This is a genomic window from Pseudomonas sp. NPDC089401, assembly GCF_044749485.1.
In the GTDB taxonomy this organism is placed as follows: domain Bacteria; phylum Pseudomonadota; class Gammaproteobacteria; order Pseudomonadales; family Pseudomonadaceae; genus Aquipseudomonas.
In genome coordinates, this window is the sequence record NZ_JBIVIA010000006.1 from 148,628 (window position 1) to 167,918 (window position 19,291).

Consider the following 19,291-nt stretch of genomic DNA (forward strand, 5'->3'; position numbering starts at 1 on the left):
ATTTTTCGCGGGTGAACCCGCTCCTACACGGACTCTGTGGGAGCGGGTTCACCCGCGAAGAGGCCAGAACAGCCACTACATGAGTTCGCGCAGACGCCGCTCGATATGCCGCCGCTCCGGCACCTGCCGGGTCAGCTCCAGCGCCTCGCGCCAGGCCGCCCGCGCCGCCTCGACATTGCCCAGCTGCTGATGCAGCTCCGCCCGTGCCGCATGGGCCAGGTGATAATCACGCAACTCCCCCGCCGCCAGAATCGCCTCCACCGCCACCAGCCCCGCCTGCGCGCCATCACGCTTGGCCAGCGCCACCGCGCGGTTGAGCGCCACCACCGCTGATGGCCAGTGCCGCTGCAGCACGTCGTAGAGTCCGACGATTTCCGCCCAGTCGGTATCCTCCGCCGTGGCTGCCTCGGCATGCACCGCCGCGATCGCCGCCTGCACGGTGTAGGCACCGATCGCCCGGCTGCCCAGCGCCAGGCGCACCAGTTCGCACCCTTCGACGATCTGTTCGCGATTCCACAGGCTGCGGTCCTGCTGCTCGAGCAGCACCAGGTTGCCCTCGCTGTCGAGACGCGCGCGCTGGCGTGAGGCCTGCAGCAGCATCAGCGCCAGCAAACCGACCGCCTCGGCATCCGGCAACAGTTGCACCAGCAGCCGCCCCAGGCGAATCGCTTCATCGCTCAGTTCCAGCTGCAGCAAGGCTTCGCCCGAAGATGCCGAATACCCCTCGTTGAACACCAGGTAGATCACCCGCAGCACGCTTTCCAGGCGCTCGGGCAGCTCCTGCAGCTCGGGCACTTGATAGGGAATGCCGGCATCGCGGATCTTGGCCTTGGCGCGCACGATGCGCTGGGCGATGGTCGCCGGGCTTTGCAGGAAGGCCCGGGCGATCTGCTCGGTGGTCAGGTCGCACACCTCGCGCAGGGTCAGCGGTACCTGGGCGTCGGCCGCCAGGGCCGGGTGGCAGCAGGTGAAGATCAGCCGCAGGCGGTCGTCGGCCAGCAGCTCTTCTTCACTGGGGTCCTGCCCCTGGCCCTCGATCAGCATGATCAAGTCGGCCTGGGAGCGGTCGAAGCGGGCGCGCCGGCGCAGCGCGTCGATGGCCTTGAAGCGCCCGGTGGACACCAGCCAGGCGCGCGGGTTGGCGGGGATACCGTCACGCTGCCAGCGCTCGACGGCGACGAAAAAGGCATCATGCAGGGCCTCCTCGGCCAGGTCGAAATCCCCCAGCAGGCGGATCAGCGTCGCCAGGATGCGTCGCGAATCGCGCCGATACACCGCCTCGACTTCGCCGCGCACTTGCGCCAGCGCCGCCATCAGTCGGGCATCCGCTGGGTCACCACCTCCACCAGGCGGTCCAGGCTTTCTCCCCAGCCCTGATGAAAGCCCATTTCCTCATGGGCCTGGCTGTCGGCGGCGCTCCAGTGCCAGGCGCGGGCGGTGTAGCGGGTTTTGCCCTGTTCCTCGTCGAAGCTGATCACCGCCGTCATGAACGCCTTGGCCGAGGGTACCCAGCCCGGCAGGAAGGCATCGGTGAACACCAGCCGCCGGGGCGCGGCGATCTCCAGGAACACGCCCTGGGTCGGGTATTCGGTACCATCCGGCGCGCGCATCAGGGTGCGGAACAGGCCGCCGCTCCACAGCTGCATCTCGCACTCGGGCGTGGTCATGCCGTGCGGCCCCCACCACTGCATCAGCCATTCGGGTTCGGTCCAGGCGCGGAACACCTTGGCAGGCGGCGCATCGATCAGGCGGCTGATGGATAATTCGTGCTGCGCGGTGGCAGCGTGAGTCGGGTTCATTCTTGTTGTTCTCCGTAGCTGTCAGGGTTGCAGCTCGCGCACCGGGCGCACTTCCACACTGCCGACACGTGCCGCCGGGATGCCCTTGGCGATGTTCAGCGCCTCGTTGAGGTCGCGGGCATCGACCAGGTAGAAGCCGGCGAGCTGCTCCTTGGTTTCGGCGAACGGGCCATCGGTGATGCTCATTCGCCCGCCACGCACGCGCACGGTAGTGGCGGTCTGCACGGTCTTCAGCGCCTCGGCGGCGATGATGCGCCCGGCGCCTTGCAGCGACTCGGCGTAGGCCATGCACTCGGCGTCTTGCGGGCTGTCGGGCAGGCTGTGCAGCAGCCCTTCGTCACAATAGACCAGGCACAGGTATTTCATGGCTGCCTCCAGGCATTGGCAACGTGCGTTTGGCGATAGCGGCTCAGGGTTTCAGATCGAACAGTGCTTTCTGCGTTTCCATGTCGAACGGTGCCGACCAGTGTTCGTGGATCACCTGCCATCTGCCGCCTGTTCTGCGGTAAGCGACGGTGGCGCGCATGAAGCCGCACTGGCTTTCGTCATCGCCCGGGCCGCAGCGGTTGAGCCAGTGGGCCAGGGCCAGGTCGCCATCGGCGTGAACGGTGAGCTGGGAGAGTTCGAAGACCATGGGCCCGGTACACATGTTCATGCACATTTCCCAGTGCTTCTGGTAGACGGCCTTGCCCTTGAATTGCAGGGCCTGGATGGCGTCGAAGGCGACGATATCGTCGGCGTAGGGCGCGGTGATGCCCGGGATGTCGCGGTCGCGTACAGCCTGCATCCAGGTATCGATCAGTTGGCGGATTTCGCTTTCGGCTGCGGTGTTCATCGGCGTTACCTCCGATCACTCATGAGCGTTTCGGTACAGGGTCGCCCTGTACCTTCAGCTCTTGGTCGAACGGCAGGCGCCGAGATCGACAGGCCGCTGGAATTATTTGCGCTGCAGTGGGATCCAGATTTCCATCACGGCGTCGGGGTCGGCAGGATCGAAGCCGGCCGGGTAACGCTCGAACAAGGCCGCATCGGCCTGCCGTTCACCCGACCGGGGCAACCACTGGAAGATGCCATCGAAGGTCGCCTTCAGGCATTGCAGGCTGCCACGGTGCTCGAACACCGCATAATGCTGCGGGGTCAGGGTCAGGGTGCTGAACCCGTCGGGCAGTACCTGGCCGGCATTGACCTCGACACCCGCCAGGTAGTCGAACCCGCCCTGCTCGTCGGGGTTGTAGCAGACCCCATAGCTGTCATGCCCGTGCCGTCCGGGCACATGCCCGATGTGTGGCGCAAAGCGTTGCCAAAGCAACGGCAGACCGCTCAGGTCGTTCATGCCGAAGCGTTCGGCGAAACCGGCCAGGTACAGCGTACGGCCGTCTTCATGGCGCGCCGGGGAGATCGGTTGCAGGGTCATGAGGGCCTCGGGTGAGCGGTGGGCTGGCAAGGATGAATTCACGGTAGCCCGAAACCATCACAGGCACCGCAAAATGGCAGAAAATCGCCGCTGACCGCAAAAGCCGCCAGCAGACGTTGCGTTCGGTCAGGCCAGGGCAGCCTGCTCGAACACTTCATCGGCCCACTGGTTCAGGCTTTTGCCGGCAGCACGGGCAGCGACGCTGGCAGCAGCGTGCACTTCAGGCCGAATGCGCAGCATGACCTTCCCCGATGCGGGCTTTTCCGGGGCGATGCCCTGCTCCGCGCAGTCGGCCAGGTAATCCTCCAGCGCCCCGCGGAAGGCTTCATGAAGCGCGGGGACCGAGCTTGCGTGAAAACTGATGATGTCGCGCATGCCCAGCACGCGGCCAACAAAAATGTCGTCACGCTCATCGTATTCGATACGGGCAACATAGCCCTTGTAGCGCATGCAACTCATAGGCTGACTCCTGCCCGCAGCAAGAATTCGCGGGCTTCTTCGATCTGATACCGTTTGGCTTCCTTGCCGGGATGGGGGCGATGGCACCGCCAAATCTGGCCGCCAAGCACCAGCTTGACTCTGGAGCCTTGCCGCTCCAGCACTTGTCCGCCGAGGTGGAGCACCAGGGCTTCGACCTCGGCGAAGGCCAAGGACGCCGTCGTTGGTGCCCTGAAGATGGCGTCGTAGATTTTGCGGTATCGAGTGTTCATTGGAAAATGCTATCAAATTAAGATAGCACTTTTTCCCCGATATCGATTCAGGATTTTTCGGTCAGCACCTGCGCATAACGCTCGCGGTCAATATTCGCCCCACTCAGCACCACGGCCACGCGCTTGCCCGCCTGGCGATCTCGTTCTTGCAGCAAGGCCGCCAGCGCCGCGGCACCTGCGCCTTCGGCGGTGTTGTGGGTGGTTTCGTGGTAGAGGCGCATGGCCGCCGCCACTTCAGCGTCGGTCACCCGCACGATGCGCGCGGCATGCTCGCGCACCAGGGCGAAAGCCTCCGGGTGCGGCACGCGGCAGGCCATGCCGTCGGCGAAAGTGTCGGCCGTCGCGGTGGTGACGATGTGCCCCTGCTCGAAGCTGCGCGCGTAGGCGTCGGCAGCGCTGGACACCACGCCGACGATCTCGGTCTTCAGCCCCAGCAGGTTGCGCGCCTGGATCAGCCCGCAGATGCCCGAGCCCATGCCGATCGGCACGTAGACGCAGTCCAATTCGCCTACGGCTTCGAACAGTTCGAGGGCATAAGTTGCGACGCCGCGCACCAGCTCCGGGTGGAACGACGGCACCATGTCGTAGCCCAGCTCGTCAGCCAGCCGCGCCGCCTCCTCACGGGCCACGTCGAAGTCGACGCCATGCTCCACCAGCTCGGCGCCCAGCGCGCGCATGGCGGCGTTCTTCTCCCTGGAGTTGCCTTCAGGCACCACGATCACCAGCGGCACACCGGCCTGGCGGGCGGCCAGTGCCATGCTCTGGCCGTGGTTACCGCGGGTGGCGGTGACCAGCCCGCGTGGTGGCTTGCCGTTGGCCAGCAGCGAGCGCACGTAGACCAGCCCGCCACGCACCTTGAAGGCACCGGTCGGGGCATGGTTCTCGTGCTTGACCCATACCTGGCAACCCGCCCGCTCGGCAAGGAGCGGCCAGACGTGCTGTGGGGTCGGGGGAAGGTGCTGGTGAACGAAAGCGGCGGCTTCGCGCAGGGCGGCGAGGTCGAACATGGGCGATTTTCCTTCATCGGTACAGGTGTATACCGATCCTAATCGCCACGAGGTGGGTTGGTAAACGCATGGCCCTGTCGCCGTCGTTGCGGTGACAGGGCCATCGATGGCATCAGCCTTGCTGGCATCCTTCGCCCATGGCCCGGTACTGGATGGTGTGCACCTGGCCATGATGGTCTTCATACGTCATGGTCGCAGGCACCACTTCGCAGACATTGGGGATGGTCGACAGGTTGATCACCCGTTTGATGTCGAGGTTCATGGAATAGTCGTACTGCTGGGCCACAGGCTCGCTGGAGACCGGCTTGGCCTCATCGGCGAGGGCGAACGAGGACATACCGACCAGTGCAAGAATCAGTAATGGTTTCATGGGTTTTGACCTTTGAAGCAATCCAGCTGATCGAGTGACTTCTTGATGCCGTCAATGGCGCGGAGAAGTTGTCATCGACTGCGAAGATGACACGAAGTACCGATCCCGCTATGTCGTACTGCCAGGGGGGATAAGTGAAAGTCTACTCCTCGGCGGCAATAGTTGAACCCTGAACTCGGACATTCACCCTTGCAGCTTTTGCAACAATCTGCGACAAAGCGAAGCGGCCTGCCGGCCTCGAACATCCGTGCTAGAGCCACCCGTTCCAGGACACCCCATGACACCCCTGCACTGCGCCCCGCTCACCGGCCTCGAACGCCGGTTGCTGGAACATTTCTACAAGCAGCACGGCTCGCGCATGCGCGCTGCCAATGACGGTGAATTGTGGGTTGCGCGCAGCGACAGGATCGTCGCCGGCCTGTGCCTGAGCGCAGTCGCCAACGGCCATTGGCTGACCGGCCTGTTCGTCGCCCCGGCACAACGCAAGCGCGGGGTCGCGGCCGAACTGGTCGAAGCGGCGCTGGCGCACCACGACGGCCCGACCTGGTTGTTCTGCCACCCCGACCTCGAGGCCTGGTACCAGCGCCTGGGGTTCGTCGGCACGACCGAACTGCCCGAAGCCCTGGCATCACGCCTGCTCCGCTACCAGCGCAGCAAGAGCCTGGTGGCGATGGTACGCGCTCAGTCGTCGCTGGCATCCAGCCCGGGGAACAGCACCTCGGTGTAGCCGAACCTGGCGAAGTCCTGAATGCGCGAAGGGTACAGCCGACCGATCAGGTGATCGCACTCATGCTGCACCACCCGCGCATGGAAGCCGTCGGCGAAGCGGTTGATCGGATTGCCCTGGGGGTCGATGCCGGCATAACTGATGTGCTTGAAACGCGGCACCACCCCGCGCAGGCCGGGCACCGACAGGCAGCCCTCCCAGCCGTCCTCGACCTCGGTGGTCAACGGCGTGATCAGCGGGTTGAGCAGGATGGTCTGCGGCACAGGCTCGGCATCCGGGTAGCGCTCGCTGCGCTCGAAGCCGAAGATCACCAGCTGCAGGTCGATGCCGACCTGCGGCGCCGCCAGGCCCACGCCGCCGACATGGCGCATGGTCTCGAACATGTCGTCGATCAGTTGCTGCAGTTCGGCGCTGCCGATCAGGCGCTCGGGCACCGGCGGGGCGATGCGCAGCAGGCGCTCGTCGCCCATCTTGAGAATGTCACGGATCATTGGGTGTTCGGCTCGGACGGTTGCGGCTCGACCGGGTGTTCATGGCCGAGCACGGTGAGGGTTTCCTTGGGTTTCTCGCCCGCGAAATCCTTCTCGCCCGGGTTCTTGCCCTCGGCCGACATGTGCTCGATCACCGCATTCATCTCCGCGCCCAGCAGCAGCACGGCGGCAGAAATGTAGAAGTACAGCAACAGCACGATGATCGCACCGATGCTGCCGTACATGGCGTTGTAGTCGGCAAAGGTCTTGACGTAGTAGGCAAAGCCCAGGGAGGCGATGATCCATACTACTACCGCCAGTACCGAACCGGGCGTGATGAAGCGAAACTTCTGCTTCACATCGGGCATCACGTAGTACATCAGTGCCACCGCGACCATCAGCAGGATGACGATGGCCGGCCAGCGCAGGATGGTCCAGACCGTGACGATCACCTCCTGCATGCCGACCTGCGAGGCGATCCACTCCATCACCTGCGGCCCCAGCACCATCAGTGCCGCAGCCGCCAGCAGCATGCCGGCGATACCGATGGTGTAGAAGATCGACAGCGGGATGCGCTTCCATACCGGGCGGCCCTCGGGCACGTCGTAGGCAGCGTTCATGGCGCTCATCATCAGGCGCACACCGGCAGACGCGGTCCACAGGGCGATGACGATACCCACCGACAGCAGCCCACCCTTGGACTGCTGCAACTGGTCGATCACCGGGTTCACCTGCTCCAGCGCCTGGGGCGGCAGCACCAGCTCGGTCTGCAGGCGCAGCCAGGAGAAGAAGTCGGGCAAATGCAGGAAGCCGATCAGGGCAATCAGGAAGAGAATGAACGGGAACAGCGAAAACAGCATCTGGTAGGCCAGCGCCGACGCATAGGTGGACATCTCGTCGTCGAGGAATTCCTTGACGGTGCGTACCAGCACGCGGTGCATGGGCAGGCCGCGCAGGTCAGGGAAAATCATAGCGTCTCCTTTCGCCGCTTGATTCTGGGGTACAACGGGTAAGTCTAATAGACCTCGCGTTCGATGTACTGCTCCCTGGCTTACTGAGGAAAATTCCTACTTATTCCTGTGCCGGCCTCTTCGCGGGTAAACCCGCTCCCACAGGTACTGCACTGCCCTTGAGGTCTGCACGATACCTGTGGGAACGGGTTTACCCGCGAAGAGGCCGGTACAGGCCAACCTAGATCAAGGCTTCTTCACCGCATCCTTCACATTGCCCTTGATCTGCTGCGCCTCGCCCTTCAACTCCTGGGCCTTGCCTTCAGCACGCAGTTTGTCGTTGCCGGTCACCTTGCCGACGCCCTGCTTGATGTTACCGACCGCTTCATTGGCCAGGCCTTTCGCTTTGTCTTTGGTGCCGCTCATGGCAAATCTCCCGCAAATGGAGACACGTGGACCGTGTCGACAGTCGGTGGACCGATGGTCCTCGCCAGGAGTTTCATTCGATTTTCCGGCTTCAAGCCGAACGGTGAATCTGCGGGCGAATACCGCACCGATTCGGCCCCAGCGCCCTGCTCAAGCCCTGCCCGCTCCCCTAGAATCGCCTGCAAACTGCTTATAAAAACAACAGCTTCCGGATACCTGCCCCATGCGTCTGCTCCCCCTCTTCGCGGCCTTGCTGCCGCTGCTGCCCCTGCCCGCCCTGGCCGCCGCTTCGGCCAGCGAAACCCTGAAGGTCGACCGTTACAGCGACGATGGCCAGCCCGGCACCCTGCGCTGGGCCATCGAAACCAGCAACCAGAACCCCGGCCACTACCGCATCGAGATCGCAGCGGTGGGCAAGGCGCCGTATGTGATTCGTCCAAGCCGCGCCCTGCCGGAAATCAAGGGCCCGGTGCAGATCACCGGCCTGCCCTGGGCCCGTGACGGCCAGTTCATCGCCATCGACGGCAGCGGCTACATCAAGGACCAGGGCGTACGCACCTGCCCCGGCGCCGTGCCCGGCCAGTTCGGCACCAACGTGCGCACCACCACCCAGCCCGGCCTGGTGCTGCGCGACACCCAGGGCGTGCACCTGAGCGGCCTGGAAGTTCGCAACTTCTGCATCGGCATTCTGGTCAACCGCGCCAGCGGCAACGTCATCGAAGACAACCGCATCGTCGCCAACAAGGGCGGTGCTGGCATCATGCTCACCGGCGACGACGGCGCCGGCAACCCGACCGCCACCACCACGGTCAACAACAAGGTGCTGCGCAACCAGCTGATCGACAATGGCGACGGCCTGGAACTGACCCGCGGCGCGGCCTTCAACCTGGTGGCCGACAACCTGTTCCGCTCCACCCCGGCCAACCCCGAGCCGTCCCAGGGCATCGAGATCCTCCTGGGCAACGACAACAGCGTGGTGCGCAACCGCTTCGAAAACTACTCCGATGGCCTGCAGATCAACTGGGGCAAGCGCAACTACCTGGGCGCCAACACCTTTACCGGCAACTCGATCGGCGTCAGCGTCACCGGCGAGGGCAACATCCTCGATGGCAACCTGATCCATGGCAACCGCATCGGCGTGGCGCTGCGCCCGGAGCCGGACATCACTGCCACGCGTGTCACCGGCAACCGTATCTGGGGCAACAGCCGGGACATCCGCCGCTGCGAAGCCGGTGGCTCGTGCGTGCCGGACCAGCGCACCGGCGCCATCATCTTCGGCGTGCCGGCCCAGGCCCATGCGCTGTACGTCGGGTCGCGCGGGGTCGGTGCGGATTTGCCGAAGAAGGACCAGGCAATCATCTGCGATGCCAAGGGCGAGCCGAAGCCATGCCAGCCGCTGCCCAACCACAACCAGCAGGCGCCACGGCTGATTGCCCTGGACGGCAATGTACTGCGTGGCGAGGTGCAGGGGCCGGCGTCGAGCCTGTTGCGCATCGAGGTGTTCGGCAATGCCCAGGCCGGTGGTACCGAGGCAGAGCAATACCTGGGGGATGTGCTGGTGAACAGCGATGCCGAAGGCAAGGCGCGGTTTGCCCAGGCGCTGGAGCAGGCGGGTGAGTTGAAGAGCTTTACTGCGACGGTGACGACCGCCGATGGCGCCACTTCCGAGTTGAGCAGGCCGATCAGTCGTTAAGGCGACAGGCCCTTTCGCGGGTAAACCCGCTCCCACAGGTACTGCACTGCCCTTGAGGCCTGCACGATACCTGTGGGAGCGGGTTTACCCGCGAAGAGGCCCTGAAGCCTTGCCGCGCCCGGTGCCACCCCTCACAATGCAGCCCTAATCAAGCGTCAACCCGCAGGAACCTGCATGAAACTCGACAAACCCGCCGCCATCGCCCGCCGCAACCAGGCCCTGGCCAACCCGGTGCTGACCAGCGCCAACACCCTGTTCGCCATCCTCGACCGCAAACGCAACCTGTGGTGGTTCGAAGTGCCGGTGGCCTTGCTGCGCAAGGGCCAGCCCGACTGGGTCAACCTGCTGCTGCACAGCCCGGAAAGCGACGAACTGCAGCACCTGAAGGTGCCGGTCAACTTCCTTCGCGCTCACCAGGAGCAGATGGAAGTGCGCAACCCCGGCAAGCGCCGCTCGACCATCAGCCTGGCCCTGAGCGCCGACCGCGACTCGCTGCTGCGCGACACCCGTCCGGGTGGCGAGCAGCTGGATTTCCGTACCTTCGTCCAGGCCTGATCAGGCCTTTTCGATCCGGTCGTCATGGATGACGATGCGGCCCTGCTTGAACAACGCGCCAATGGCCTTCTTGAAGTTGCCCTTGCTGACGTTGAACAGGCGGCTGATCACTTCCGGCGCGCTCTTGTCGCACACCGCCAGCACCCCGCCTTCGGCTTCCAGGCGCGCCATGATCTGCCCTTGCAGGTCATCCGCCAGCGCCTGGCCGACCGGCTGCAGGCTCAGAGCGATCTTGCCGTCATGGCGCACTTCCTTGATAAAGCCCTTCTCGTGCATGCCCGAACGCAGGAACTTGAACACCTCGTTCTTGTGGATCAGGCCCCAGTGGCGGTTGTTGATGATCGCCTTGAAGCCCATCGGCGTTTCACCGGCCACCAGCAACTCGACCGGCTGGCCAACCTGGTACTGGGCCGGGGTCACGTCAAGGTAGCGGTCCAGGCGCGAGGTGGCGGTGATGCGGCGGGTGCGTTTGTCGAGGTAGGCATGCACCACGCAGTAGTCGCCGATCTTCAGTTGCCGGGCTTCTTCCGAGTACGGCATCAGCAGGTCCTTGGGCAAGCCCCAGTCCAGGAAGATACCGGCACCGTTGATGTCCTTGACCTTGAGGCTGGCGAACTCGCCGACCTGCACCTTGGGCTTCTCGGTGGTGGCAATGAGCTTGTCATCGCTGTCCAGGTAGAGGAACACGTTCAGCCAGTCGTCGACCTCGGTTTCGGCGTTCTTCGGGATGTAGCGCCCTGGCAGCAGGATCTCGCCATCGGCGCCGCCATCCAGGTACAGGCCGAATTCCACGTGTTTCACGATTTGCAAACTGTTGTAACGCCCAAGCAGAGCCATTTCCGATGTTCCTCAAGACAAGGCGGCTATTCTACACCTGAAGCCGCCGCGCTGCCCGATCACTGATTCGGCGGAACCGCGCCGCCCCCCTTGCGTCTACCGAATGGCCTGCCCATGCAAGGATTCGCACATGCCTGTACGCCAGTCCAAAGCCTTCCTCCTGGCCATCGCCTGCGCCGTGGCCCTGGCCGCCTGCAGCCGCATCGACCTGGCCTACCGCAACCTCGACCGCCTGGTGCCCTGGTCGCTGGGCGACTACCTGGCGATGAACCGCGAGCAGAAGAGCTTGCTCGACGAACGGTTGAAGCAGCACCTGGCCTGGCACTGCAAGACCCAGCTGCCCGGCTACCTCGACTGGCTCGACCGGGTGCGCGACATGGTCGCCGAGGACCAGGTCACCGACCAGGCCCTGCAACAGCGCACCGTCGAGGCGCGCCAGGCGATCGGCCGGGTGGCGGAAGCGATCACCCCTTCGGCCAGCGAACTGCTGCGCGGCATGAGCGACACCCAGGTGGCCGAGATGCAGCAAGCCTTCCGCGATGACATCAGCGAACGGCAAAAACAGTATGTCGACACGCCCCTGGCCAAGCAGATCAGCCGCCGTGCCGAACGCATGGAAAAACGCCTGAACACCTGGCTCGGCGAACTCAACGCCGCCCAGCGCCTGCGCGTGCTGAACTGGTCCCAGGCGCTGGGCGACCAGAACCGCCAGTGGATCGCCAACCGCCAGCACTGGCAGCAGCAACTGATGCTGGCGATGAACCAGCGCGGCGACGCCAGCTTCGAACCGCGCCTGGCGACCTTGCTGCAGCGCAAGGAGAGCCTGTGGACGCCGGAGTACCGGCAGGCGTTCCAGAATACTGAGCAACAGGCGCGCAGTTTGCTGGTGGACCTGGTGCACCTGAGCAGCCCGGCGCAGCGGCAGTTCCTGCAGGAACGGCTGGCCAAGGTGCGTACCGACTTCAGTGAGATGAAGTGCTTGAAGGGTTGATTGCAGGCCCGGCCTCTTCGCGGGTGAACCCGCTCCCACAGGGACCGTGCAACATTGAAGCTAGCGGTGAACCTGTGGGAGCGGGTTTACCCGCGAAGAGGCCGGCCCTGGAAAAACAGGCTCACCGCCCCTTGCGCCGATAGGGAAACACATCGATCACCTTGCCCTCCCGGATTGCCCCCTGCAGCCCCTTCCAGTAATCGGCATCGTACAGATCCCCATGCAGCCGGCTGAACAACCGCCGCTGCCCGATATCGGCAAACAGGAACGGCGGAAACTCCTCGGGAAACACATCATGCGGCCCGATCGAATACCAGGGCTCGCCCGACATCTCGTCCTCCGGGTAGCGCGGCGGCGGAATGTGCCGGAAGTTCACCTCGGTCAGGAAGCTGATCTCGTCATAGTCGTAGAACACCACCCGCCCATGCCGGGTGACGCCGAAGTTCTTCAGCAGCATGTCCCCCGGAAAGATGTTCGCCGCCGCCAGCTGCTTGATCGCCAGCCCGTAGTCTTCCAGCGCCTCCAGCACCTGCCCGTCGCTGGCCTGTTCCAGGTACAGGTTGAGCGGGGTCATGCGCCGCTCGGTCCAGCAGTGGCGGACCAGCACCGTGTCACCCTCCAGCGCCACGGTCGACGGCGCCACCTCCAGCAGCTCAGCCAGGCATTCGGGCTCGAACTTGCCCCGCGGGAAGCGAAAGTCGGCGAACTCCTGGGTGTCGGCCATGCGCCCGACCCGGTCGACGCTTTTCACCAGCCGGTACTTGTCGATCACCGTGGCACGGTCGACGGTCTTCGACGGCGAGAAGCGGTCCTTGATGATCTTGAACACGGTGTTGAAGCCCGGCAGGGTAAATACGCTCATGACCATGCCGCGCACCCCCGGGGCCATGACGAAGCGGTCGTCGCTGCTGGCCAGGTGGTTGATCAGCGCGCGGTAGAATTCCGACTTGCCCTGCTTGTAGAAGCCGATCGAGGTGTACAGCTCGGCAATGTGCTTGCCCGGCAGGATGCGCTTGAGGAAATTGACGAACTCCGCCGGCACCGGCACGTCGGCCATGAAATACGAGCGGGTGAAGGAAAAGATGATCGACACTTCGGCCTCGTCGGTGATCAGCGCGTCGGCCTCGATGCCGTGGCCCTCGCGGTGCAGCAGGGCGATCACCAGCGGCCATTGCTCGTCGCTGTTGTACAGGCGGCCGACCAGGTAGGCGCCCTTGTTGCGGTACAGCACCGGCGCGAACAGCTCCACGGCCAGGGCCGGGTCCTTGCATACCCAGTCCGGCAGGCATTCCCTGAGCTGCTGCTCCAGGCGCGCCACGTCGCCGTCCAGGTCGCCATAGGCAAAGGCATGGTCGGCAAGAATCGACCGCAACAACCCCCTGAGGCTGCCGTCAGGCTTGTAGGTGCGTGTCTGCGCCGCACGCTCGTGGGCGCGCATCGAGGGCCGGGTGGTGTGGATGAACATGCAGCCATCGCTGATCTGGTCGTGGCTGAACAGGCTGCAGAACAGCGAGTTGTACCAGGTCTCGGCCAGTTCGTCGTCCAGGCGCGGGTCGATCAGGCGGATGTAGGCGTTCTTCACCAGCGGCCACTGCTCCACGTCCAGCAGCACCCCGGCCGCGAAGGCCTGGCGCAGCCAGCCGTTGACCTCGGCGACCTTTTCTTCGTAGAGGTTGATACGTGCGGCGGAGGCCTGCTGGATATCCTGCCAGCGCGCCTGCTCGAAGCGCTCGCGGGCGCCGAGGGTGATCTGCTGGAAGTGCTCGCGGTAGTTGTCGAAGCCGTCGAGGATTGTCCGGGCGATGTCGGCGGCGGGCCAGGGCTGGGGCATGCGGGGGACCTCGGGGCTGGGTGAGCTAATGAGATTAGCCTGTGCGGGCCTCTTCGCGGGTAAACCCGCTCCCACAGGGATTGCACAATGTCCAGAAGCTGCGCTGTACCTGTGGGAGCGGGTTTACCCGCGAAAGGGCCCGCACAGGTTTACACCGCAAGAAAGCACAAGAACCCACCCCACCGCCTGGCGTACACTCGCGCCCTGCCCTGTACCCGGAGACCGTTGTGACCCCCATCGCCCTAGCCCGCCTGCTGACCCTTGCCGCTGTCTGGGGGGCGAGCTTCCTGTTCATGCGCATCATCGCCCCGGAGCTGGGCACTGTTCCCACCGCCTTCTTCCGCGTGTCCATCGCCTGCCTGGGCCTGATCGCCATCCTCGCCGCCACCCGCGTGCGCTGGCGGTTCGACGGCAAGCTCGGCGCCTGCCTGGTACTGGGCATGATCAACTCGGGCATCCCCGCCACCTTCTATTCCGTGGCCGCGCAAGTGCTGCCCGCCGGCTATTCGGCGATCTTCAACGCCACCACGCCGCTGATGGGGGTGCTGATCGGCGCGCTGTTCTTCCACGAGCGCATGACCCTGCCCAAGCTCGGCGGCATCTTCCTCGGCCTGTTCGGCGTCGGCATCCTCAGCGGCGCCGGCCCGGTGGCGCTGGACATGGCCCTGGTGCAAGGCGCCCTGGCCTGCCTGGCCGCCACCACCTGCTATGGCTTCGCCGGCTTCCTCGCGCGGCGCTGGGTCAGCGGCCTGGACAGCCGCCTGTCGGCCCTGGGCAGCATGCTCGGCGCCACCTTGCTGCTGACCCCGCTGTTTGCCTGGAGCGCCCTCACCCAGCCGCCGGCGAGCTGGGGCGGCTGGCAGGTGTGGCTGTCGCTGCTGGGCCTGGGCCTGCTGTGCACCGCCTTTGCCTACATCCTGTACTTCCGCCTGCTGGCCGAGATCGGCCCGGTCAAGGCCAGCACCGTGACCTTCCTGATCCCGGCGTTCGGCGTGCTGTGGGGGGCCTGGCTGCTGGGCGAGCCGCTGTCGATGGCGCACCTGTATGGCGGCCTGCTGATTGGCGTGGCGCTGTGGCTGGTGCTGCGCCCGGCACGCAATTGAGCCTCGACCGACTTCTGAGTTGACGCAATACCTGTGGGAGCGGGCTTGCCCGCGAACACGGGCGAAGCCCGTGCCATGCACCGCGGTGTCTTCTTCGCGGGTAAACCCGCTCCCACAGGGTTCAGCGACTAGCCCGCCGTGCGGTTTCACCTGTGAAACCGCCACCCCGCCCGCGTTACCCGAAACTGCCCTGTTCCCTCGCACGGCCCCCTGCGTTGCGCTGCAAATGGGCATTTCCGTGCCATATAGAAAACCACGTTTCACATATGAAACGCTGCATTTTCCTATATGAAAGTGCAACTAACTGATAAATAACAATTTTTTATTTAAATGAAGGAATTATTTTAACTGGCATTGTTCATGCACTAAACGGCGTATCACCTATAAAACAGACCAGCGAGTTGATTCCCATGGCTGTGAAAGAGATGTACGCAATCGCCCCGCAGTGGGACACGCCCCGCCCGCAAGACGCCCCGGCACCGGTCGAGATCGCGTTCCACAACGTCGGCAAGGCCTTCCCGGCCAAAGGGCAATCGGACGCGCCGTTCGCCATCCGTAACGTCAACTTCCAGATCCGCCGTGGCGAAGTGGTGTCGATCATCGGCCCGTCCGGCTGCGGCAAGAGCACCATCCTCAACATGGGCTCCGGCCTCTACCGCCCCAGCGAAGGCGAAGTGCTGGTCAGCGGCGAACGGGTCGACGGCCCGGTACCCAAGGTCGCCTTCATGCTGCAGAAGGACCTGCTGATGCCTTGGCGCAGCATCCGCCGCAACGTCGAGCTGGGCCTGGAGATCCAGGGCATGGCCGCCCCCCAGCGCAAGGCCATCGCCGACAACCTGCTCGCCCGCTGCCACCTGCAAGGCTTCGCCGACCACTACCCGTTCCAGCTCTCCGGCGGCATGCGCCAGCGCGCCGCCCTGGCCCGCACCCTGGCCATCGACCCGCAGGTGCTGTTTCTCGACGAGCCGTTCTCGGCCCTCGACGCGCAGACCAAGATGATCCTCCAGCAGGACCTGGCGCGCATGCTCTTCGAGGAAAAGAAGACCGCACTGTTCATCACCCACGACCTGGTCGAGGCCATCGCCCTGTCCGACCGCCTGCTGGTCATGAGCGCCCGCCCCGGCACGATCATCGAGGAAATCGAGATCGACCTGCCACACCGCGACAACCCCCTCGAGCGCCGCAAGCTGCCGGAGATCGGCCCGCTGGCCGGGCGCCTGATGGACCTGTTGCACGTCGGCGCCGACCACGAACTGCATTGATCGACGTTCACTACCTTCCGGGAGTCAGCATGTTCAATACACCCTTCAAACGCCTCGCCCTCGCCGCCCTGGGCCTGGCCTTCGCCCTGCAGGCCCAGGCCGAGCCGACCAAGGTCACCTACCTGCTGCCGGCGCCGCCCAGCCTGCCGGCCTTCGCGCCGTGGATCATCGCCAAGGAAAAGGGCTACTACCAGGCCCAGGATCTGGACCTGACCTTCGTCGCCGCCAAGGGTGGCGTCGACGTCGCCAAGCAGATCGGCGCCGGCAACGCCCTGGTCGGCGGCGCCATCGGCGACACGCCGATCATCGTCCGCCCCAACGGCATCCCGGTGCGCACCGTGGCCGTGCTCGGCGGTGGCGGGGTGACCATGATCGCCACCAACGCCAGCGCCAACATCAAGCGCATCGAAGACCTCAAGGGCAAGACCCTGACCGTGATGTCGTACTCCGACACCACCTACTACGCCCTGCTCGCCTCGCTGCGCAAGGCCGGCCTGAGCAAGGACGACGTCGACATCCAGGCCGCCGGCCCCGCCGGCGTGTGGCAGCTGTTCTCGGCGAACAAGGCCGAGGCCATGGCCGGGGTCCCGGACTGGGTGGTCAACGCCGAGGATGCCGGGCTCAAGTACCAGCTGATCCCCCGCGAGCAGGTGTTCGAGAGCATGGCCCAGGCGATCCTTGCCTCGGACGACGCCATCGAGCACCACCCGCAGGTGGTGCGCGGCGTGGTCCAGGCCACCCTGCACGGGCTCAAGGACATCGTCGACGACCCCAAGGCCGCCGCCGCCACCTTCGCCCGCGCCGTCCCCGCCTACGCCGGCAAGGAAGCCTCGCTGGAGAAGACCCTGCGCCTCTACGTCGACTACGTCTACGCCGGCCAGCCGGTGCCCGGGCGCATCGACCCGGCACGCCTGGACGCGGTGCGCAGGTTCTATGTCAGCGAAGGCATCGTGCCCCGCGAATCGCCGCTCGACGAGCTCTACAGCAACCAGTTCATCGACACCCAGACCGCGGCCAAGTGAAGCCCCGGCAACCAAGGTAAGCGCCTGATGAAAAACCTCAACACCTCCGTGCTCGGCAGCCTTGCCCTGCTCCTGTTGTTCCTGTTGCTCTGGCAATGGGGCCCGCGCCTGCTCGGCATGCCCGAGTTCGTCATGCCGCCGCTCAGCCGTGTGGTCGAAGAAAGCGCAGTGATGTGGCACGGCAGCAGCCTGCTCCAGCACACCCTGATCACCGCCTTCGAGATCATCGTCGGCTTCGCCCTCGGCGCCCTGCTCGGCGTGTCGATCGGCGTCGCCCTGGGCCTGTCGCCGTCGGCCGAGGCCATGCTCTCGCCGTACATCCTGGCGCTGCAGATCGCCCCCAAGGTGGCCTTCGCCCCGCTGTTCGTGATGTGGCTGGGCTACACCATCTACCCGAAGATCCTCATCGCCATCCTCATCGTGTTCTTCCCGGTGATGATCAACGTGCTCTCGGCCATCCGCACCGTCGACCCGGACCTGATCAACCTGGTGCGCACGCTCAACGCCAGCCGCTGGCAGATCTTCCGCCTGGTGGAGTTCCCCTCGGCCATGGCCGCGCTGTTCTCCGGCCTGCGCATCGCCTCGACGCTGGCGGTGATCGGGGTGACCGTCGGCGAACTGGTCGGCGGCAACCAGGGCCTGGGCTTCCTGCTGGTGGACGCCGAAGGCCAGGGCAACACCGCCGGCGTGTTCGTGGCCATCGTCCTGCTCACCCTGATCGGCGTGCTGGCCTACGGCGCGGTGGTCTGGGCCGAGAAGCGCGTGCTGCATTACCTCCCCAAAGCCATGCTGAGTACTTCCTGATGAGCTACCCCAACCTCCTCGACGGCCGCCGCGTGCTGGTCACCGGTGGCGCCCGCGGCCTGGGCTACGCCTTCGCCCAGGCCATCGCCCAGGCCGGTGCCCGGGTGGTGATCGCCGACATCCTCGGCGGCCGCGTGCAACAGGCCGCCTGCGAACTGAGCGCCCAGGGCCTGGACGTCAGCGGGGTCAGCCTCGACCTCGCCGACCCGGCCTCGATCAGCCGCTGCATCGAACGCAGCGTCGAACGCCTGGGCGGCCTCGATGGCCTGGTCAACAACGCCTCGATCACCAACTCCGGCGGCAAGACCTGCGAAGAACTGGACATCGAGACCTGGGACCAGGTGATGCAGGTCAACGTGCGCGGCACCTGGCTGATGACCCGCGCCGCCCTGCCGGCCCTGCGCGAAAGCGGCCGCGGGGCGATCGTCAACCTGGCCTCGGACACCCCGCTGTGGGGCGCGCCGAACCTGCTGGCCTACGTCGCCAGCAAGGGCGCACTGATCGCCATGACCCGCAGCCTGGCCCGCGAACTGGGCGGCGACAACATCACCATCAATGCCATCGCCCCGGGCCTGGTGCAGGTCGAGGCCACCGCCTACGTGCCCGAAGCCCGCCACCGCCTGTACATCGACCAACGGGCCATCCAGCGCCCGCAACTGCCCGAAGACGTCAGCGGCGCCGTGCTGTTCGCCCTGTCCGACCTGTCGCGCTTCATCACTGGACAAACCCTGCCGGTCAACGGCGGGTTCGTCATGCCCTGAGCAAAGGAGACCGTCATGACCGATCTTTCCGTTGAACAACAAACCCCGAAAACCTGGGAACAGCCAGCAGGCGCCGATCTGGCGGCGTGGATGCAGACCCGCATCGCCCGCTATGAAACCCGCCGCTACGACTGGGACGCGCTGAAGTTCCAGGCCGACTTCGACCCCAAGTTCCGCCGCGCGCAGATGCGCTACGTGGGCACCGGCGGCACCGGTGTGAACAGTGACATGAACACCATCCCGTCCGAGCACTTCACCTTCTCGACCATGGTCATCCCGGCCGGCCACGAAGGCCCGCCGCACCTGCACACCGACGTCGAGGAAGTGTTCTTCGTACTGCGCGGCAAGCTCAAGGTGGTGATCGAGAAGGACGGCGAGCGCTTCGAGACCATCCTTACCGACCGCGACCTGATTTCCGTGCCACCAGGGGTGTACCGCGAGGAGATCAACATCGGCGACGAAGACGCGCTGATGTGCGTGATGCTCGGCGCCAAGAAGCCGGTCACCCCGACTTACCCGCCAGCCCACCCGCTGGCCTCGGTCAAGCGCGGGTAAGCCG

Annotated in this window: 24 protein-coding genes; 10 read left to right on the top strand and 14 right to left on the bottom strand. The window is 65.1% G+C overall.

Annotated elements, in window-relative coordinates; all coding sequences use genetic code 11:
* Positions 1 to 75: 75 nt before the first annotated feature.
* The 9 genes from ACIP21_RS15585 to ACIP21_RS15625 form a co-directional block, all read right to left on the bottom strand.
* The gene (locus ACIP21_RS15585; RefSeq protein ID WP_400689000.1) at positions 76 to 1,314 is read right to left on the bottom strand and encodes an RNA polymerase sigma factor; all 1,239 of its coding nucleotides are present in this window, start codon (positions 1,312 to 1,314) and stop codon (positions 76 to 78) included.
* The gene (locus ACIP21_RS15590; protein WP_400689003.1) at positions 1,314 to 1,799 is read right to left on the bottom strand and encodes an SRPBCC family protein; all 486 of its coding nucleotides are present in this window, start codon (positions 1,797 to 1,799) and stop codon (positions 1,314 to 1,316) included. The genes ACIP21_RS15585 and ACIP21_RS15590 overlap by 1 nt, the downstream gene beginning before the upstream one ends.
* A 21-nt stretch (positions 1,800 to 1,820) precedes the next feature.
* Positions 1,821 to 2,165: a YciI family protein gene (locus tag ACIP21_RS15595; protein ID WP_400689006.1), complete on the bottom strand. Its 345-nt coding sequence runs from the start codon at positions 2,163 to 2,165 to the stop codon at positions 1,821 to 1,823.
* 43 nt (positions 2,166 to 2,208) lie between these two features.
* On the bottom strand, positions 2,209 to 2,634 hold the full coding sequence (locus ACIP21_RS15600) for a YybH family protein (RefSeq protein ID WP_400689008.1): 426 nt from the start codon (positions 2,632 to 2,634) through the stop codon (positions 2,209 to 2,211).
* A gap of 102 nt (positions 2,635 to 2,736) precedes the next feature.
* On the bottom strand, positions 2,737 to 3,213 hold the full coding sequence (locus ACIP21_RS15605) for a GyrI-like domain-containing protein (RefSeq protein WP_400689010.1): 477 nt from the start codon (positions 3,211 to 3,213) through the stop codon (positions 2,737 to 2,739).
* Between the two features lie 126 nt (positions 3,214 to 3,339).
* Complete coding sequence (locus tag ACIP21_RS15610; protein ID WP_400689012.1) at positions 3,340 to 3,672, bottom strand: type II toxin-antitoxin system HicB family antitoxin; 333 nt, start codon at positions 3,670 to 3,672, stop codon at positions 3,340 to 3,342.
* The gene (locus ACIP21_RS15615; protein ID WP_400689015.1) at positions 3,669 to 3,923 is read right to left on the bottom strand and encodes a type II toxin-antitoxin system HicA family toxin; all 255 of its coding nucleotides are present in this window, start codon (positions 3,921 to 3,923) and stop codon (positions 3,669 to 3,671) included. The genes ACIP21_RS15610 and ACIP21_RS15615 overlap by 4 nt, the downstream gene beginning before the upstream one ends.
* Positions 3,924 to 3,970: 47 nt before the next feature.
* Positions 3,971 to 4,930, bottom strand: a complete 960-nt coding sequence (locus ACIP21_RS15620; protein WP_400689018.1) for a threonine dehydratase — start codon at positions 4,928 to 4,930, stop codon at positions 3,971 to 3,973.
* Between the two features lie 112 nt (positions 4,931 to 5,042).
* Positions 5,043 to 5,300 carry a DUF2790 domain-containing protein gene (locus ACIP21_RS15625; RefSeq protein WP_054885703.1) on the bottom strand — a complete coding sequence of 86 codons (258 nt, stop codon included), beginning with the start codon at positions 5,298 to 5,300 and terminating at the stop codon, positions 5,043 to 5,045.
* Between the two features lie 277 nt (positions 5,301 to 5,577).
* Between ACIP21_RS15625 and ACIP21_RS15630 the strand changes: the two genes are divergently transcribed.
* Complete coding sequence (locus ACIP21_RS15630; RefSeq protein WP_400689021.1) at positions 5,578 to 6,027, top strand: GNAT family N-acetyltransferase; 450 nt, start codon at positions 5,578 to 5,580, stop codon at positions 6,025 to 6,027.
* On the opposite strand, the gene def is transcribed toward ACIP21_RS15630, so the two are convergent.
* The 3 genes from def to ACIP21_RS15645 form a co-directional block, all read right to left on the bottom strand.
* Positions 5,982 to 6,518: a peptide deformylase gene (def, locus tag ACIP21_RS15635; protein WP_400689024.1), complete on the bottom strand. Its 537-nt coding sequence runs from the start codon at positions 6,516 to 6,518 to the stop codon at positions 5,982 to 5,984. The two genes, ACIP21_RS15630 and def, sit on opposite strands and share 46 nt — an antisense overlap.
* Positions 6,515 to 7,468 carry a YihY/virulence factor BrkB family protein gene (locus ACIP21_RS15640; RefSeq protein WP_400689026.1) on the bottom strand — a complete coding sequence of 318 codons (954 nt, stop codon included), beginning with the start codon at positions 7,466 to 7,468 and terminating at the stop codon, positions 6,515 to 6,517. Before ACIP21_RS15640 ends, def begins: the two co-directional genes overlap by 4 nt.
* A 225-nt stretch (positions 7,469 to 7,693) precedes the next feature.
* On the bottom strand, positions 7,694 to 7,873 hold the full coding sequence (locus ACIP21_RS15645) for a CsbD family protein (protein ID WP_400689029.1): 180 nt from the start codon (positions 7,871 to 7,873) through the stop codon (positions 7,694 to 7,696).
* A 223-nt stretch (positions 7,874 to 8,096) separates the two neighbouring features.
* Between ACIP21_RS15645 and ACIP21_RS15650 the strand changes: the two genes are divergently transcribed.
* Both ACIP21_RS15650 and ACIP21_RS15655 read left to right on the top strand, forming a co-directional pair.
* The gene (locus ACIP21_RS15650; RefSeq protein ID WP_400689032.1) at positions 8,097 to 9,566 is read left to right on the top strand and encodes a nitrous oxide reductase family maturation protein NosD; all 1,470 of its coding nucleotides are present in this window, start codon (positions 8,097 to 8,099) and stop codon (positions 9,564 to 9,566) included.
* A gap of 174 nt (positions 9,567 to 9,740) precedes the next feature.
* Complete coding sequence (locus ACIP21_RS15655) at positions 9,741 to 10,121, top strand: hypothetical protein (protein WP_400689034.1); 381 nt, start codon at positions 9,741 to 9,743, stop codon at positions 10,119 to 10,121.
* Here ACIP21_RS15655 and ACIP21_RS15660 read toward each other — a convergent pair whose 3' ends face one another.
* Positions 10,122 to 10,958 carry a S1 RNA-binding domain-containing protein gene (locus tag ACIP21_RS15660; protein ID WP_400689035.1) on the bottom strand — a complete coding sequence of 279 codons (837 nt, stop codon included), beginning with the start codon at positions 10,956 to 10,958 and terminating at the stop codon, positions 10,122 to 10,124.
* Between the two features lie 130 nt (positions 10,959 to 11,088).
* Between ACIP21_RS15660 and ACIP21_RS15665 the strand changes: the two genes are divergently transcribed.
* On the top strand, positions 11,089 to 11,949 hold the full coding sequence (locus ACIP21_RS15665; protein ID WP_400689037.1) for a DUF6279 family lipoprotein: 861 nt from the start codon (positions 11,089 to 11,091) through the stop codon (positions 11,947 to 11,949).
* A gap of 121 nt (positions 11,950 to 12,070) precedes the next feature.
* Here the strand turns inward: ACIP21_RS15665 and aceK are convergent, their stop codons facing one another.
* Positions 12,071 to 13,780, bottom strand: coding sequence for a bifunctional isocitrate dehydrogenase kinase/phosphatase (gene aceK / locus ACIP21_RS15670; protein ID WP_400689039.1), 1,710 nt, complete (start codon positions 13,778 to 13,780; stop codon positions 12,071 to 12,073).
* Positions 13,781 to 14,007: 227 nt separating this feature from the next.
* Between aceK and ACIP21_RS15675 the strand changes: the two genes are divergently transcribed.
* The 6 genes from ACIP21_RS15675 to ACIP21_RS15700 all read left to right on the top strand — a co-directional run bounded on the left by ACIP21_RS15675 (position 14,008) and on the right by ACIP21_RS15700 (position 19,287).
* Entirely contained in the window at positions 14,008 to 14,883 is an 876-nt protein-coding gene (locus tag ACIP21_RS15675; RefSeq protein ID WP_400689041.1) for a DMT family transporter, read from the top strand.
* A 425-nt stretch (positions 14,884 to 15,308) separates the two neighbouring features.
* Entirely contained in the window at positions 15,309 to 16,145 is an 837-nt protein-coding gene (locus tag ACIP21_RS15680; RefSeq protein WP_400689493.1) for an ABC transporter ATP-binding protein, read from the top strand.
* A 29-nt stretch (positions 16,146 to 16,174) separates the two neighbouring features.
* The gene (locus ACIP21_RS15685; protein ID WP_400689044.1) at positions 16,175 to 17,167 is read left to right on the top strand and encodes an ABC transporter substrate-binding protein; all 993 of its coding nucleotides are present in this window, start codon (positions 16,175 to 16,177) and stop codon (positions 17,165 to 17,167) included.
* Positions 17,168 to 17,194: 27 nt separating this feature from the next.
* Positions 17,195 to 17,971: an ABC transporter permease gene (locus ACIP21_RS15690; protein WP_400689047.1), complete on the top strand. Its 777-nt coding sequence runs from the start codon at positions 17,195 to 17,197 to the stop codon at positions 17,969 to 17,971.
* Positions 17,971 to 18,732, top strand: a complete 762-nt coding sequence (locus ACIP21_RS15695) for an SDR family oxidoreductase (RefSeq protein ID WP_400689050.1) — start codon at positions 17,971 to 17,973, stop codon at positions 18,730 to 18,732. Before ACIP21_RS15690 ends, ACIP21_RS15695 begins: the two co-directional genes overlap by 1 nt.
* Before the next feature lie 15 nt (positions 18,733 to 18,747).
* Entirely contained in the window at positions 18,748 to 19,287 is a 540-nt protein-coding gene (locus ACIP21_RS15700) for a cupin domain-containing protein (RefSeq protein ID WP_400689053.1), read from the top strand.
* Positions 19,288 to 19,291 lie beyond the last annotated feature (4 nt).